The sequence below is a fragment of the Roseovarius sp. MMSF_3359 genome (genome assembly GCF_030733385.1).
GTDB lineage: Bacteria > Pseudomonadota > Alphaproteobacteria > Rhodobacterales > Rhodobacteraceae > Roseovarius.
Map to the genome: position 1 here is coordinate 31,631 of NZ_JASHJC010000013.1, position 14,359 is coordinate 45,989.

Here is a 14,359-nt window from a genome sequence, read left to right on the forward strand (position 1 = left end):
CCAATGAAGGTGCTCGTACCTGTCAAACGCGTGATTGACTATAACGTGAAGGTTCGCGTGAAAGCGGATGGAAGCGGTGTCGATCTTGCCAATGTGAAAATGTCGATGAACCCCTTCGACGAGATTGCCGTCGAGGAGGCCATCCGCCTGAGGGAAGCCGGCAAGGCTGATGAGGTGATCGCGGTGTCGATCGGCGTCAAGCAGGCGCAGGAAACCCTGCGGACCGCGCTGGCCATGGGTGCGGATCGCGCGATCCTGGTTGTGGCCGCCGATGACGTTCACACCGATATCGAGCCGCTGGCCGTTGCCAAGATCCTCAAGGCCATCGTCGACGAAGAGCAGCCCGGCATCGTTCTGGCGGGCAAGCAGGCGATTGACAATGACATGAACGCCACCGGTCAGATGCTGTCGGCGCTTCTCGGCTGGTCGCAGGGCACGTTTGCCTCGAAGCTGGACATCGAGGGCGATCACGCGCTGGTCACCCGCGAAGTGGATGGCGGTTTGCAGACGATCAAGGTCGCGATGCCGTCGATCATCACGGTCGACCTGCGCCTGAACGAGCCGCGCTATGCGTCGCTGCCCAACATCATGAAGGCCAAGAAAAAGCCGCTGGACGAAAAAACCGCCGCCGATTACGGCGTCGACGTCACGCCGCGCCTGGAAATCGTCAAGACCGACGAGCCCGAGGCGCGCAAGGCCGGTGAAATCGTGGGCTCGGTGGACGAGCTTGTGTCGAAACTCAAAGAAGCGGGGGCTGTATAATGGCTGTTCTTCTTCTCGCCGAAGTAACCGATGGCGAACTGGCGCTGGACGCGACCGCAAAGGCCGTCACTGCCGCAAGCAAACTGGGTGATGTGACCGCGCTCTGCTGTGGCGGGTCCGCTGCCGCTGCGGGTGAAGCCGCGGCCAAGATCGACGGTGTGGCCAAGGTGCTGGTCGCCGAAGACGACAGCCTGGGTCACCGCCTGGCGGAATCGACCGCGGCCCTGATCGTGTCGCTGGCCGGTGATTACGAACACATCGTGGCCCCTGCGACCACCGACGCCAAGAACGTGATGCCCCGTGTCGCAGCCCTGCTCGATGCGATGGTGATCTCGGATGTCTCCGGCGTTGTCGATGGCAACACGTTCGAACGCCCGATCTATGCGGGTAACGCGATCCAGACGGTGAAATCGTCGGACGCCAAGAAGGTCGTGACCTTCCGGACGGCGACATTCGACGCCGCGGGCGAAGGCGGGTCGGCCTCGGTCGAAACCGTCTCTGCCGCCGCCAATCCGGGCCTGTCTGAGTGGGTCGAAGACAAGGTTGCCGAAAGCGACCGCCCCGAGCTGACCTCGGCCGGCGTGGTTGTCTCCGGTGGCCGTGGTGTTGGCTCGGAAGAGGACTTCAAGATCATCGAAGCCCTCGCCGACAAGCTCGGCGCCGCCGTGGGTGCGTCCCGCGCCGCGGTGGATTCAGGCTTCGCCCCGAACGACTGGCAGGTGGGTCAGACCGGCAAGGTTGTCGCGCCCGATCTTTATGTCGCTGTCGGCATCTCCGGTGCGATCCAACACCTTGCAGGCATGAAGGACAGCAAGGTCATCGTGGCCATCAACAAGGACGAAGAAGCCCCGATCTTCCAGGTCGCCGACTACGGCCTCGTCGCAGACCTCTTCCAAGCCGTCCCAGAACTCACCGAAAAACTCTGAGACCTACCCGGTCAGCAATAACCTACAAAAGGCCCGCAAAAATCAGCGGGCCTTTTTCGTTTCCTGCACCATGCCCTCGACCAGCGGTCCCAACGCCTCTGCCACCTGGTAGTGAACCGTTGGCCCAAGAACCTCTTGCGCAGCGGGCGTCTCCAGCTCGGAAAACCGCATGCCCTTGGTGCCTTCGGTCTTGATCGCATCACCGGCCACGACTTCGATCATCTGTTCGGCCATGGGGCGCAGGGTCTCGACCATTTGCCGGGACACGCAGATCGGGTCATATTCCACCCGCGTTTGCGCGGTATGTTCCTCGGGTTTGCGCGCCGACATCCATAGCAGGATGACCTTGCTGTCGATCTTCTGCAGAAGAAGCTGCATCCGCGATATCCACGCGGTCTGAATCTCTTCGATCACCGTGGCGAAGCGTTCTTCCGATACCTTTTGCAGCCGTTCCAGCATATGCCGGACAAAATGAAACTCGGTAAAGTCGACCTCTCCATAGATCGCGCGCAGGGTGCCCGAAGCCTCAAGAAACCTGTCATTCCGGCGCGGATGTACCGAGTAGAACCGGTTGGTCATGTTGGTCACACACGGCACCTGCAGGATCGTGACCGCAGAATTGGCCGTGGCCATCAGGACCCCGATATCGTTGAGATACACATCGACACCGGCATTCGGCCAACCAAAGTTGACGCATTTTACACCGGTTCGTGCTTCGATCAGGGCCGGATAGGGCTGTTCGATGAATTTGCCATAGGTGTCCGTCCCCCCCAGAAATGCGGCATATGGCGCCTGCAATTTCCGCTGCGGGCCGCGAAACTTGAGTTTCGACCCCGGATATTCACACGGTAGATATTCAAGGGGATTGCTCCCCAGTCTTTCGAAGGCCATTCCAAACCCCATTTCTCACTTACCCGGGCACAGATTCGGCCAAAGCGGTTGAGAATTATCTAATGCGCGAATTCACCACAGTTTTTAACGATCTCCGGCCCTTGCGGCTCGCCCCTCGGGGGGCCTATGTTGACCACAAATGACGTGAAAGGGCGTTCAAATGGCGATCCAGACAATCGGCGTGATCGGGGCGGGGCAGATGGGCAATGGTATCGCCCATGTGATGGCGCTTGCGGAATACAATGTCCTGCTGACCGATATCAGCCAGGATGCGCTGGACAGTGCCATGGAAACCATCAAGGGGAACATGACCCGCCAGGTCAGCCGCGAGAAAATCAGCCAGGCCGACATGGACGGCGCGTTGGGTCGCATCGAGACGACACTGACCCTGACCGATCTTGGCAAGACTGACCTGGTGATCGAGGCCGCGACCGAGCGCGAAACGGTCAAGCAGGCGATTTTTGACGAGCTGCTGCCCCATCTGCAACCGCATACGATCCTGACCTCGAACACCTCGTCGATTTCGATCACACGTCTGGCAAGCCGGACGGACCGTCCCGAGAAGTTCATGGGGTTCCATTTCATGAACCCGGTTCCGGTCATGCAACTGGTCGAGCTGATCCGGGGCATCGCGACCGATACCGAAACTTTTGATGCTTGCATGGAAGTCGTCGAGAAGATCAGGAAGACGTCGGCCACGGCCGAGGATTTCCCCGGTTTCATCGTGAACCGCATCCTGATGCCGATGATCAACGAGGCGGTCTATACGCTCTACGAGGGTGTGGGCAATGTGAAGTCGATCGACCAATCCATGCGCCTTGGGGCAAATCACCCGATGGGGCCGCTGGAACTCGCTGATTTCATCGGTCTGGACACCTGTCTTGCGATCATGAACGTGCTGCATGACGGGCTGGCCGATACCAAATACCGCCCCTGCCCGCTTCTGACGAAGTATGTCGAGGCCGGGTGGCTGGGCCGCAAGACTGGCCGTGGGTTTTACGACTACCGCGGTGAAGAGCCCGTTCCGACGCGCTGACATCCCCAGACCCTGACGATGGCAAGGTCAGACGCTCTGTCGGACCACCGGTCCTGACCCTAGCGAATGCACCTGTTGCTGACGATCTGAAGCCGATATTGCTGCGGGCAAAGATGCGGCATGAAGAGCCGTCTGCCGGGATCACCGATCACTCGGAAGCTCAGCCAGACCGCCACGACCGCGAAGAGGACACCGCCCACGGCCTGTCCGATCAACACGCCCGGCGCGCCCCACCAGGCCGCGAAGACCACGACAAACGGCCAGGTGCCTAGCGTGTGCCGCCCCCAGTTGATCCAACTGGAATAGACCGGGTAGCCCAGATTGTTGAAAGAGGCGTTGGAGACGAAAATGGCACCGTTGAAGAAGTTCGCCAGCGCCAGCGGGCCGCAGAACCAGTAGATCAAGATGCGCGCATCCCCTTTTGCCCCGAACATGTCGGCCAATGGGACGCGGACCAGATAAAGCACCAGCGCGGCAAGCAGCACGTAGATCGACAGGAATTTCAACCCGTCGATATAGCTTTCGCGGACCCGGTCCAGACGCGATGCCCCGAAATTCTGCCCGATGATCGGCCCGATGGCCCCCGAGAGCGCCAGGACCACCGCAAAAACCACCGGTGTCAGCCGTCCGATCACCGCCATGCCGGCCACCGCTTCGGTACCGAACCGCGCCATTTCGCGGGTGACGATGGCAGTACCCAAGGGTGTCGCGATATTGGTCAGAACCGCAGGTACGGCGATGCCGATCACTTCGAGCAAGTCCCTCGACACTTCACGGGGCCGGAACCCAGCAAAGGCATCGTATTCCCGGATCGCCGGGTAAAGCGCGAACCCCATGGTGGCCATCCGGGCGATGGCCGTGGCCCAGGCCGCGCCTTCGAGACCCAGCCCGAGGGAAAAGATGAAGATCGGGTCCAGAACCGCGTTTACCCCGCCGCCCAGAAGGGAGGGATACATCGCCCGTTTCGCATCACCGTAAGCCCGCAGCACCGCAACGGCGACCATCGCCATACCAGAAAAGACCGTCGTGGGCAGGATGATGAAAAGATATGACTTGGACATCTGCGCGATCTCGCCCGTTGCCCCCACAAGCCCCAGCAAGAAATCCGCGTTCGTGAGCATCACGACCGGCACCAGGATACCGACGATCACCGTGAACGCGGCGACGCTGGTTGCGTATCGGCGCGCCTCTTCATGGCGGTTACCCCCGATGGCCCGTGACACGAGGGCAGCGGCGGCGATGGAAAGCCCGATGTTGATGGCACTTGCGAAGAACATCAGCGTGCTGGCATAGCCCGCCGACGCCGCTAGTTCATCCACGCCCAGAAGCGAGATGAAGAAGAGGTCTATCAGATCGACCGCGAAGACAGCCATCAAACCGATGCTCGCGGTCAACGACATCGTCGAAACGTGACGCATCAGGTTGCCTTGGGTGAATTTTGCATCGGCGATATGGGCCAATTGCCTTCTCCTGATCGGACGGATGCGTCGGCGCGCACCCCTGAGACCCGAGGTAATCAACTGTGCGCAATATGCCAACGTGCCGAAATCCGCAGGTATCGGTGCATTGATGAACATATTTTCCGGCGCAGGCGCAAGTGTCGCTGCAACACAACCTGTCCAGCACGGCCCATTGGGGGCGCTGATGCGGCTAACGATTGCAGCCAGCGGCCTGCCTTCAGGGAACCAGAACCTCGCGCACGGTGACCGCATCCGCCAGTCGATCCATGGCCGCGTTCAGGTCGTCAAACCCGATGGTACGGGTCAGCAACCGGTCTACCGGGAGCTTGTCGTCCTTGAACATCGCCATGTAGCGCGGGATGTCGCGCCGGGGGATGCAGCTTCCCATGTAGGAGCCCTTGATCGTGCGTTCCTGCGCGGCGATGCTGAGATGCGACAGGGTGATCTCCGCATCGGGCCCCGGCATGCCGGCCGTGACGGTGGTTCCGCCCCGGCGGGTGACGTCATAGGCCGCCTGCAGTGCACGGGGGGAACCGGCGGTTTCAACCGCGACATGCACACCGCCTGACGTCGCTTCAAGGGTCTGCTGCACGCAGTCGGGATCAGCCGCGTTGACAGCGGTATGCGCACCCAACTGCCTTGCCAGTTCCAGTTTCTCGGCGCTGAGGTCCAGCGCGACAACCTTCCCCGCACCGGCGGAGACCGCCGCAAGAACTGCGCTCAGGCCCACACCGCCAAGGCCGATGATGGCAACGCTTTCACCGGCCTTGACGCCGGAGGTGTTGACCACCGCGCCCACGCCCGTCACCACGCCGCACCCAAAGAGCGCCGCATGTTCAAAAGGGATGTCCTTGTCGATCCGCACCAAGGCATCAGCGGGCAGGACGGAGTATTCGGCGAAACCCGCAATGCCGGAATGGTGGTGGATGGGCACGCCGTTCTGATGCAGCCTTGTGGTGCCATCCCGCAAAACCGCCGCCGCGTTCGAAACCGTCGCCGGTTCGCAAAGGGCTGGACGCCCGGTAATGCACATCTCGCACTGCCCGCAGCTTGCAACAAAGGAGGGCACGACATGATCGCCCAGGTCAAACCCCTCAACCCCCTCGCCCAATTCGACGATCACACCTGCCGCCTCGTGGCCGATCACGATGGGCATGGGCTTGCCGCGCTCTCCGTTGATTGCCACCAGGTCGGAATGACAAAGCCCCACCGCCTTGATCTGCACCAGCACCTCGCCCCGTTTCGGCGGATCAAGCTCGACCTCCTCGATGCTCAGGGGCTTGCTTGTCGCATAGGGCCGCGGGAGGTCGGAGCGCCTGAGAACGGCTGCCTTGATCTTCATGCCCATAACACCTCCCACATGGTCACTACGCCTCAGGCCACCGCCTCTTCGAGGGAGGCTTCAAGAATGTCCAACCCCTCATCGACGGTCCCAAGCTCCGCAGAGAGAGGCACAAGCAGGCGAATGACGTTTCGCGCTGGCCCCGCGGTGACAAGGATCAGGCCATTTTTCAGGGCCGTCGCCGCAACCCTGGCCGTCAACTCGCCATCGGGTTCGGCAGTGTCGCGGTCTTTGACAATCTCGATCGCATTCATGCAGCCAAGCGCCCGCACATCCCCGATGCAGGACAAGGTGTTGCGCTGCGCCATCCGGCGTAGCCTGGCATCAATATGCGTGCCCATCTCGCGGCCCCGCCGCAGCAAATCCTGCGCTTCTATTTCATCAAGCACGGCAAGGGCCGCGGCACAGGCCATCGGATTGCCGCCGAAAGTGCCGCCCAAGCCGCCCGGTGGGACCGCGTCGATCATGTCAGCCCGGCCCACGATCCCCGAGATCGGCAAACCGCCCCCGATGCTTTTGCCGATGCAGGTCAGGTCCGCGCAGACATCGTAATGCTCCATCGCGAAGAGTTTGCCGGTGCGTCCCATGCCGGTCTGAATTTCATCGGCGACGAGGACAATGCCATGCTCATCGCAGAGCGCGCGCAGATACCTCAGGAAATCGGGAGATGCGATGTTATAGCCACCCTCGCCCTGCACCGGCTCGAAGAACATGGCACCGACCTGATCGGGCGGGCAGTCGCTTCGAAACAGGGTCTCGAAGGCGCGCTTGGTGTCGTCCAGCGTGACGCCGTGGAATTCATCGGGGAACGGAAGCCGGTAGATCTCTGTCGGGAAGGGCCGGAACCCCTCCTTGAAGGGCACCATGCGGGCACTCAACCCCATGCCCATGTAGGACCGGCCATGATAGCCATTGGTAAAGGTGATGAGACCGGGCCGCTTGGTCACGTAGCGCGCGATTTTGACTGCGTTTTCCACGGCCTCGCCTCCGGCCGAGAAGAACAGCGACTTTTTGGCGAAATCACCGGGCAGAAGGGCGTTAAGCCGCTCGGCCAGCGCGATGTAACTCTCGTAGGGCGTGATCTGGAAACAGGTGTGGGTCAGCCGGTCCAGTTGGTCCTTGATCGCCGCCACAACGCGGTCGTTGCGATGGCCGATGTTCTGGCAACCGATGCCGCCACAGAAATCAATGTAGCGTTTGCCTTCGACATCCCAGACCTCGGCGTTTTCCGCCCGTTCGGCCACGAAGGTCGAAGAATAGGCAATCGCGCGGGCCACCGCATTGTCGCGCCGGGTTTCGAAATCCTGGTTGGTTGTCATTTCTGCCTCGTCGGAGATGGGTTAGAAAAGGAGGTCATAGCCGCACCAGCCACAGGACGATGTCCGGGAAGAGAACCAGGGCGGACAGACAGATCAGTTGCAGGACCACAAAGGGCACGGAGGATCGGTAGATCACCTTGATATCGACGCCTTCGGGGGCAACGCCACGCAGATAGAACAGCGAATACCCGAACGGTGGCGTGATGAAGGATGTCTGCATGTTGACGGCGGCAAGAACCGCAAACCATATCAGGAGTTCCGTCTCGCTTGCCTCGAACCCGAAATCCAAGGCCGTGACGATCGGGGCAAAAAGCGGCAGCACGATGAAGCTGATCTCGATCCACTCCAGGAAGAAGCCCATGACAAAGATCAGCCCCATCATCAGCAGCAGCAAACCATAGGGGCCGTAACCGGTGCCAAGGAACAGCTCTTCGATCATGTCATCTCCGCCGAGGCGTTTGAAAATCGCGCTGAAGCACGCCGCGCCGATCATCACGAAGATCACCATCGCCGTGGTTTTTGACGTGTCGCGCACCACCTCACGCATGACGCCGAAATTGAGTTTGCGCGACATGAGCGCCAAGAGAAGCGCGCCCCCTGCCCCGACACCCGCGGCCTCCGTCGGCGTTGCCAGTCCCACCATGATCGAGCCGAGGACCGCCACAATCAGGAAGAGCGGCCCGACAAGGTTCTTGAGCAGTTCGAAGAAAAGGCTGCCCTGCTTTTCCGCGATCTTGTCGATGACCTTGCGGTCGGGTACGGGCGCGCGGCTTGGCGCGAAGAAGCCAACCCCGAGGATGTAGAGGATATAGACCGACCCCAGCAGAAGCCCCGGCACAAAGGCTGCCTTGAACAGCCCGCCAATGGACACTTGCAGGATCGCGCCCATGAAGACCAGCATAATACTGGGCGGGATGAGGATGCCCAGTGTCCCGCAGGCCGCCGTCACGCCGGTGGCAAATTGCGGGTCATATCCCTGGCGGATCATCACCGGCAGTGCGATGACCCCCAGCAGCATGACCGACGCGCCGACAATTCCGGTGCTTGCTGCCATGACGATGCCGAGCAGCGCAACGGAAAGTGCCAGCCCGCCGGGCAGCCGCCCACAGAGCCTTTCGAGCGTGAGGAGGAGACGCTCGGCCAGGCCGGACTTATCCAGCATCAGCCCCATGAAGATGAAAAGAGGTGCCGCCAGGAGCAGCCAGTTCGACAGCGTTCCGGCATAGATCTTGGAAACGACCGTCCCCATGAATTTCAAAGGAATGCCCGACAGGATGGCAAAGAGGACGCCCAGGCCACAAAGCAGGAATGCCACCGGATAACCGGTGAAGACACCGACCACCAGGGCCACGATCATGGCTATGGCCCAACTGTATTCAGTGATGAATTCCATTTTGCGTCAGAGGCTTTCGTCAGTCGGAGAATAGTTTTCCTTGGCCAGATCATCATCCAGGAAGCGGCGGATCACGCGGGCCAGCAGAACCACGAACAAGATGGCAAACCCGATGGGGATCACGGATTTGATGGCGAACCGGTCGATCATGCCGCCGTAATCCGATTGCTCGCCCGACCGATACGACCGGCCAACGAAACTCATCGACAGCCAGCACATGACCGCGGCGAAGGGCATCATCAGGAAGACATCGCCGATTGTGTCGATCCATTTCTTGGCGCTCTCCGAGAGGCCGGAATAGATCAGGTCAGAGCGCACATGCCGGTCATCGAGATAGGCATAGGTCCCACCCGCCATGACCATCACCGCAAAGAAGTGCCATTCAAGGTCAAACACGTCGTTGATCGTGAGGTTGTCGCCAAGCAGGGGGATATGCACGCCCCAGCTTAGCATTTCGTTCGCGCCCATCGCCCCGGCGACCACCGCCGTCAGCACGGAGACCAGAATGCCCAAAGCGAACCAGCTTGTGATCTCACCCAGCTTGCGGCCAATCGTTTCGACCACGCGGGCAAAGGACAAGAGGACGGTTTTCAGCACGGGTCCGGTCTCCGGGCAAGGGTCAGCTTAGTCGAGGCTTTGCAGCTCGTTCCATGCGTCCACCTTAGCCTGGTGCGCTTGCAGGGACTCGTACATTTCCTTGACCACGGGCTTTTGCAGCTCTTCCTGCAACACCTCATCCCATGCCTCGCGCAGGCGCGCCATCACACTGTCGGGCAGGCGCTTGGTAATCGCCCCCTTTTCGGCCATCCGCGCGATCACGTCCATCTGTTCGGCGGGCAGGCGGTTGAACGTGTATTGGATGGTCGCATGGCAGGCCATTTCGATCTGCGCTTTGCGCTCATCGCTATAGCCGTCATAGACGTCTTTGTTGATGATGAACGAGAACCAGCTTGCGGATTGGTGCCATCCGGGGAAGTAGTTGTATTGGGCGATCTCGTAGAAGCCCATCGCCTCATCCACGGTGGGAATGGCGAAGTCGGCGGCATCCACGCGGCCCCGTTCAAGCGCCAGGTAGGTCTCGGAGCCCGGCACAAGCTGCGTCGAGGCGCCGAGCTTGGTCAGAACCTTCGCGCCCAGGCCCGAGATGCGGATTTTCATGCCGTCATAGCTCTCGGGGCCAGTGATCTCTTCGCGGTACCAACCCGCGGTTTCCTGCGGTTCGATGAAGCAGGGGAAGACCATCACATTGTGCTTGGCATATTCGCGGCGAATGATCTCGATCCCGCCGCCGTTCCACATCCAAGACGATGACACTTCCGAGGTCGGACCGAAGGGCAGACCGCCATAGAACTGCGCCACGGGCACGACGCTGGACCAATAGCCCATCCAGTCCCAACCGGCATCAATCGCACCACTGCTGACCGAGTCGAAGACTTCGAGCGTGGGAACCAGATCGCCCGGCTCATGCAGGGTCAGCGTCAGGTCGCCGCCCGTGGCGATGCTGACATTCTCGGCGAATTTCACACCCATCTGCCCCAGCAGGTTATTGGTGCCAAACGTGCTGGCAACGTCCAGCTCCTCGGCGATGGCCGGCGCCGACAAGGCCATGAAGGCGGCACTGGTCGCCGTCAGAATATTGAATTTTTGCATAATTGATCCTCCCGGTGTTTGGTTTTCCAGGCTTTTCTTGCCTACCAATTTGACACTCTCATGACACCCAAATGCGAGGGCTCAGTCGAATAATCTTTTGTCATAGCTCTCGCACCCGGTCCGTATCCGGCCCTGCGTTTGGCTATTTGATCATGTTGAAGGGAAATTGGTTAATCTGTAAAATAGTATATAATGTCAATCAATCTCAGGTTTTCTTATAATGACACCCTTTCGCCAGTTGACCTATGTCGTCGCCGTTGCCGATAACGGCAGCATTTCCGCGGCCGCTGAAAACCTGGCCATTTCCCAACCCGCCATCAGCGCCGCGATCCAGAAGGTCGAAGCCGAATATCAACTCAAGCTCTTCATCCGGGAGCGGCCCCACCGCGTTGTTCTGACCCCTGTCGGGCGCCGCTTCATCGCGCAGGCCAGGCGACTTCTTGAAAACGCTCAGGAATTCGACGATGCCGCCCGCAACCTGCGTCAAAGCCCCCGCGGGGTGATCGAGGTCGGGTGTTTCTTTCCGACCGCCGCTTTCATCGTGCCGATCATCCTGAAGGGCCTGCGCGACCGAGGGTTCGACATCTCGATCCGGGTGCATGAAGCGGATCTTGATGAGTTGAACAACATGCTCTCGCAGGGCAGCATCGAGGTGGCGCTGACCTACAACATGTATCCCAGTCCGGGGATCGAGTTCGAGCCGCTGATCGAAGCGCCGCCCTATGTGCTGCTGCCCAAAGACGACCCGCTTGCCGCGGAGGACGCGGTGTCTCTCCGGCAGTTGGCGGATCGTGACATGGTCGCGCTCAACCTGCCCATTACGCAGCAGTTCTTCCTGTCGCTCTTTTCGCAGGCCAATCTGCGGCCCCGGATCAAGCATCAGGCCAAGTCCTACGAACTCGTGCGCAGCCTGGTGGGCGCGGGCGAGGGGTATGCGCTCCTGATCATGCGGCCCGTCAACGAACGCGCCTATGACGGCAGCGAACTGGCCTATGTCCCGCTGAGCGACGACGTGCCGACACCGCAATACGGGCTGGCATTCACCAACCGCTCCGTTCCCACGAAACTCGTCGAAACCTTCGCCACAGTCTGCCGCGAGACCCTCAAATCAGAAAAAAGTGCAGAAAACTATTACGTGCAGCTCCCCGGAGAAGGCACCGCCTGAACAGGCTTCTTCATGTTTCTTCGAGCAAGGGGCGAGACGCCGAAGGCACGCTTGTAGTTCTTGCTGAAGCTCGATTGGTTTTCAAAGCCGCAAGCCACGGCGATCTCGATCAGAGACATCTGGGTCTGTTCAAGCAGCTGATGCGCCCGGTTCAACCGCAGCCGAACATAGTATTTCAGCGGTGGCGGCAAGCCGTTTTGCGCAAAGACCCTTTCGACCTGCCGGGTCGATAACCCGATCCGCTGCGCCAGCTCCGCCATGGTGACCGGCGCTTCGATATTTTCGGTCATAATATCGAGGGCGCGCAAGAACCTCTCATCCTTGCAGGTCGCGGCATCGGCGGCCAGAAACTGGAGCGTGTCGCCACTGCGCCTGCCGGATGCGAGAAAGTGATGGCAGATTTCGTTGCTGATCCTCGGGCCACAGACCTGCTCGATGAAATCAACGATCAGGTCAAAGGTGGCCAACTCACCTGCGCAGCTCGTGACCCTGCCATCGGAGGAATAGAGAACACTGTCGAATTGCGTTTGCGGGAAGCGTTCTTCGAGCGACGCGAGGGATTTCCAATGGGCGGCGTATTTCCCGCCATCTCTCCTGCCGGTACCAGCAACCACCTCGCAGGCCGATCCCAGCGTGAAAAAGGGGATGCAGGTACGCAGCAGCCTGCGGAGAAACCGTTGAAGTAGATCCCGCGAAACGGTGTCCATGCTCTGGCCGCAGCAAAAGATGACCAGATCGGGCCGGCCTATTGTATTGCAAAGCGCCAGGACCGCTTCAGCAGCCGCATCACACGGGATCGGAATCCCGGATTGCGTCGTGGGATCGTCATCGCCCAATGACACGAGCTGAACATCGAACCGTTGCCGCCCCATGCACGTATTAGCATGCTGGAAGGGCTCAAGCGCCGCCGACACCGTCGTCAGAGACACCCCGTCCGCCAGGAGAAGCACGACCCGGGTCTCGGACCGGGTGCTGCTGGGTGAATGCAATATGGGGATCGGTGCGTTCATGACAGGACCGGCCCCCGGACTAGCTGCCTATCGGCGGACAGTCGCGAACCTCCTTTAGGATCAATTCGACCAGCTCAAACTGCGATTGGCCGTTGACGTCCTCGAAATAGATATGACTTGGCCAGGACTGCCCCACGTGATTGTCCTCGGGCAGATCGACGGATTCACAAACCCGCTTGATCGCCGCCACATGCGCGCGCGCCTTTTCGGTCGCCTCCGCCTTGGCCGCCGGAAGGTCTTCGATGCTGTTGCGATCAATCTCCGGAGAGCCGATCCCGACAGTCAGGGGCATGTTCCGCTCTATCGCCTGCTCTTCGTAAAACGAGATATCGACCTTGTCGGATTCCAGGCGCATGATGAAAAGCGGGTTCACGCTGACCTTGGCGTCGGTCAACTCAAGCAGCTTGCCGCGATCCGCCGCACCGTCGCCATTGGGGACCGCCCGCCGCCTGCGCGACGCCCTAGCCTTCTTTTTGACCTCCGCCACGAAATCACCGCGATAGTTATTGTCAAAGACCCGGTCCGCATAAGGTTTGTCACGCAGCATGTGCCGGATCGAGCGGATCGACATGGTCTGGCAATTGTCCGGGCCGATAAAGAAGGGCGAGCCGGAGGCATCCGAAAGCTCCACCCAACCGTCGGGAAATTTCCCAAAGAAATGATCCATCCAGGGGCCCAGGACCACATCCCCAAGGTGGTCAAGCAGCGCGTTGACCGTATCGGGCTCATTCACCACATCGGCCAGAAGTGGCTCCTGCCCATAGATATCCGCGGCCAGGCTGTAGGGCGCGGAGATCTGCAACAGCGGCGCGATACCCGTCAGTTCCTGCGTGACGCTCAGGATGGCGTCGATCGCGGCGGGAACGCCGGTCGTGAAATCAGGCGTCCCCAATTCGCGCCAATTGTCCTTGGTAATGAGGATGGCGTCGGGGTCCGCGCCGGGAGGGAATTTGTCCGGGTACATCATCGTCTGGCCAAGCGGTTCGCAGGTCCAGGCGTAAAGCGCCCAGGTCATGTAAAACTTGCTGATGCCCAAAAGGCGGCTGACCGCAAGATTGCTGCGGACATAGCGGTACGGGTCGTGATGGTAATAGTCGTGCGACTCGATGGCATAAAGATCATGCAGCAGCGCAAGGCCGAGCATGTGAACCGAGGCCGTCGAATGCACCTGGTTCGCGGGTGCGCGGCGTTTGAAGTTGTCGTCAAACTTCCCGGCAATGGCCGCGTCAAAGAAATCCCTGATTTCCTCTTTGGCCGCGGGATCACCAGCCTGCCAGCGTTGCAAGAGCTCCAGGCCCTTCGGAAAAGCGTAATCTTCGATCTTTGCCATTGTCGGCCACCCTGTCCGTTTCTTGGCGACATGCCGAACCGCACGTCTTGACTACGCCGCAGGCTATTCAAAAGT

General features: G+C 60.3%; 13 protein-coding genes. 4 read left to right on the forward strand and 9 right to left on the reverse strand.

What is annotated here, in order from left to right; translation table 11 throughout:
- Positions 1–3: 3 nt before the first annotated feature.
- Together RBB29_RS17205 and RBB29_RS17210 are read left to right on the forward strand one after the other, a co-directional pair.
- Positions 4–762 (forward strand): electron transfer flavoprotein subunit beta/FixA family protein, encoded by a 759-nt coding sequence (locus RBB29_RS17205; protein WP_306115624.1) that lies wholly within the window; start codon positions 4–6, stop codon positions 760–762.
- On the forward strand, positions 762–1,688 hold the full coding sequence (locus RBB29_RS17210) for an electron transfer flavoprotein subunit alpha/FixB family protein (RefSeq protein WP_306115623.1): 927 nt from the start codon (positions 762–764) through the stop codon (positions 1,686–1,688). The genes RBB29_RS17205 and RBB29_RS17210 overlap by 1 nt, the downstream gene beginning before the upstream one ends.
- A gap of 42 nt (positions 1,689–1,730) precedes the next feature.
- Here RBB29_RS17210 and RBB29_RS17215 read toward each other — a convergent pair whose 3' ends face one another.
- Positions 1,731–2,579: a DUF6473 family protein gene (locus RBB29_RS17215; RefSeq protein ID WP_306115622.1), complete on the reverse strand. Its 849-nt coding sequence runs from the start codon at positions 2,577–2,579 to the stop codon at positions 1,731–1,733.
- A 160-nt stretch (positions 2,580–2,739) separates the two neighbouring features.
- Here RBB29_RS17215 and RBB29_RS17220 point away from each other — a divergent pair, with 160 nt between their 5' ends.
- Complete coding sequence (locus RBB29_RS17220; protein ID WP_306115621.1) at positions 2,740–3,615, forward strand: 3-hydroxybutyryl-CoA dehydrogenase; 876 nt, start codon at positions 2,740–2,742, stop codon at positions 3,613–3,615.
- Positions 3,616–3,674: 59 nt separating this feature from the next.
- Here RBB29_RS17220 and RBB29_RS17225 read toward each other — a convergent pair whose 3' ends face one another.
- The 6 genes from RBB29_RS17225 to RBB29_RS17250 all read right to left on the reverse strand — a co-directional run bounded on the left by RBB29_RS17225 (position 3,675) and on the right by RBB29_RS17250 (position 10,779).
- Positions 3,675–5,075 carry an MATE family efflux transporter gene (locus RBB29_RS17225; protein ID WP_306115620.1) on the reverse strand — a complete coding sequence of 467 codons (1,401 nt, stop codon included), beginning with the start codon at positions 5,073–5,075 and terminating at the stop codon, positions 3,675–3,677.
- A gap of 217 nt (positions 5,076–5,292) precedes the next feature.
- A complete protein-coding gene (locus tag RBB29_RS17230; RefSeq protein WP_306115619.1) occupies positions 5,293–6,417 on the reverse strand; it encodes a zinc-binding dehydrogenase in 1,125 nt (374 codons plus the stop codon).
- 32 nt (positions 6,418–6,449) lie between these two features.
- Positions 6,450–7,736 (reverse strand): 4-aminobutyrate--2-oxoglutarate transaminase, encoded by a 1,287-nt coding sequence (gene gabT, locus RBB29_RS17235; protein WP_306115618.1) that lies wholly within the window; start codon positions 7,734–7,736, stop codon positions 6,450–6,452.
- A gap of 34 nt (positions 7,737–7,770) precedes the next feature.
- The gene (locus RBB29_RS17240; protein ID WP_306115617.1) at positions 7,771–9,129 is read right to left on the reverse strand and encodes a TRAP transporter large permease subunit; all 1,359 of its coding nucleotides are present in this window, start codon (positions 9,127–9,129) and stop codon (positions 7,771–7,773) included.
- 6 nt (positions 9,130–9,135) lie between these two features.
- Positions 9,136–9,726, reverse strand: a complete 591-nt coding sequence (locus RBB29_RS17245; RefSeq protein WP_306115616.1) for a TRAP transporter small permease subunit — start codon at positions 9,724–9,726, stop codon at positions 9,136–9,138.
- A 27-nt stretch (positions 9,727–9,753) separates the two neighbouring features.
- Positions 9,754–10,779 (reverse strand): TRAP transporter substrate-binding protein, encoded by a 1,026-nt coding sequence (locus tag RBB29_RS17250; RefSeq protein ID WP_306115615.1) that lies wholly within the window; start codon positions 10,777–10,779, stop codon positions 9,754–9,756.
- Between the two features lie 220 nt (positions 10,780–10,999).
- On the opposite strand from RBB29_RS17250, the gene RBB29_RS17255 reads away from it, so the two are divergent.
- Positions 11,000–11,944: a LysR family transcriptional regulator gene (locus RBB29_RS17255; RefSeq protein WP_306115614.1), complete on the forward strand. Its 945-nt coding sequence runs from the start codon at positions 11,000–11,002 to the stop codon at positions 11,942–11,944.
- Here RBB29_RS17255 and RBB29_RS17260 read toward each other — a convergent pair.
- Positions 11,911–12,954: a GlxA family transcriptional regulator gene (locus tag RBB29_RS17260; RefSeq protein WP_306115613.1), complete on the reverse strand. Its 1,044-nt coding sequence runs from the start codon at positions 12,952–12,954 to the stop codon at positions 11,911–11,913. The two genes, RBB29_RS17255 and RBB29_RS17260, sit on opposite strands and share 34 nt — an antisense overlap.
- A 19-nt stretch (positions 12,955–12,973) precedes the next feature.
- On the reverse strand, positions 12,974–14,284 hold the full coding sequence (locus tag RBB29_RS17265) for a uroporphyrinogen decarboxylase family protein (RefSeq protein ID WP_306115612.1): 1,311 nt from the start codon (positions 14,282–14,284) through the stop codon (positions 12,974–12,976).
- Positions 14,285–14,359: the final 75 nt, after the last annotated feature.

Excerpts from the sequence above, each read along its gene's own strand:
- RBB29_RS17250 (WP_306115615.1), bottom strand. The coding sequence starts at position 10,779 with ATGCAAAAATTCAATATTCTGACGGCGACCAGTGCCGCCTTCATGGCC.
- RBB29_RS17230 (WP_306115619.1), bottom strand. The coding sequence starts at position 6,417 with ATGAAGATCAAGGCAGCCGTTCTCAGGCGCTCCGACCTCCCGCGGCCC.
- RBB29_RS17210 (WP_306115623.1), top strand. The coding sequence starts at position 762 with ATGGCTGTTCTTCTTCTCGCCGAAGTAACCGATGGCGAACTGGCGCTG.
- RBB29_RS17260 (WP_306115613.1), bottom strand. The coding sequence starts at position 12,954 with ATGAACGCACCGATCCCCATATTGCATTCACCCAGCAGCACCCGGTCC.
- RBB29_RS17220 (WP_306115621.1), top strand. The coding sequence starts at position 2,740 with ATGGCGATCCAGACAATCGGCGTGATCGGGGCGGGGCAGATGGGCAAT.
- RBB29_RS17205 (WP_306115624.1), top strand. The coding sequence starts at position 4 with ATGAAGGTGCTCGTACCTGTCAAACGCGTGATTGACTATAACGTGAAG.
- RBB29_RS17265 (WP_306115612.1), bottom strand. The coding sequence starts at position 14,284 with ATGGCAAAGATCGAAGATTACGCTTTTCCGAAGGGCCTGGAGCTCTTG.
- gabT (WP_306115618.1), bottom strand. The coding sequence starts at position 7,736 with ATGACAACCAACCAGGATTTCGAAACCCGGCGCGACAATGCGGTGGCC.
- RBB29_RS17215 (WP_306115622.1), bottom strand. The coding sequence starts at position 2,579 with ATGGCCTTCGAAAGACTGGGGAGCAATCCCCTTGAATATCTACCGTGT.
- RBB29_RS17240 (WP_306115617.1), bottom strand. The coding sequence starts at position 9,129 with ATGGAATTCATCACTGAATACAGTTGGGCCATAGCCATGATCGTGGCC.
- RBB29_RS17255 (WP_306115614.1), top strand. The coding sequence starts at position 11,000 with ATGACACCCTTTCGCCAGTTGACCTATGTCGTCGCCGTTGCCGATAAC.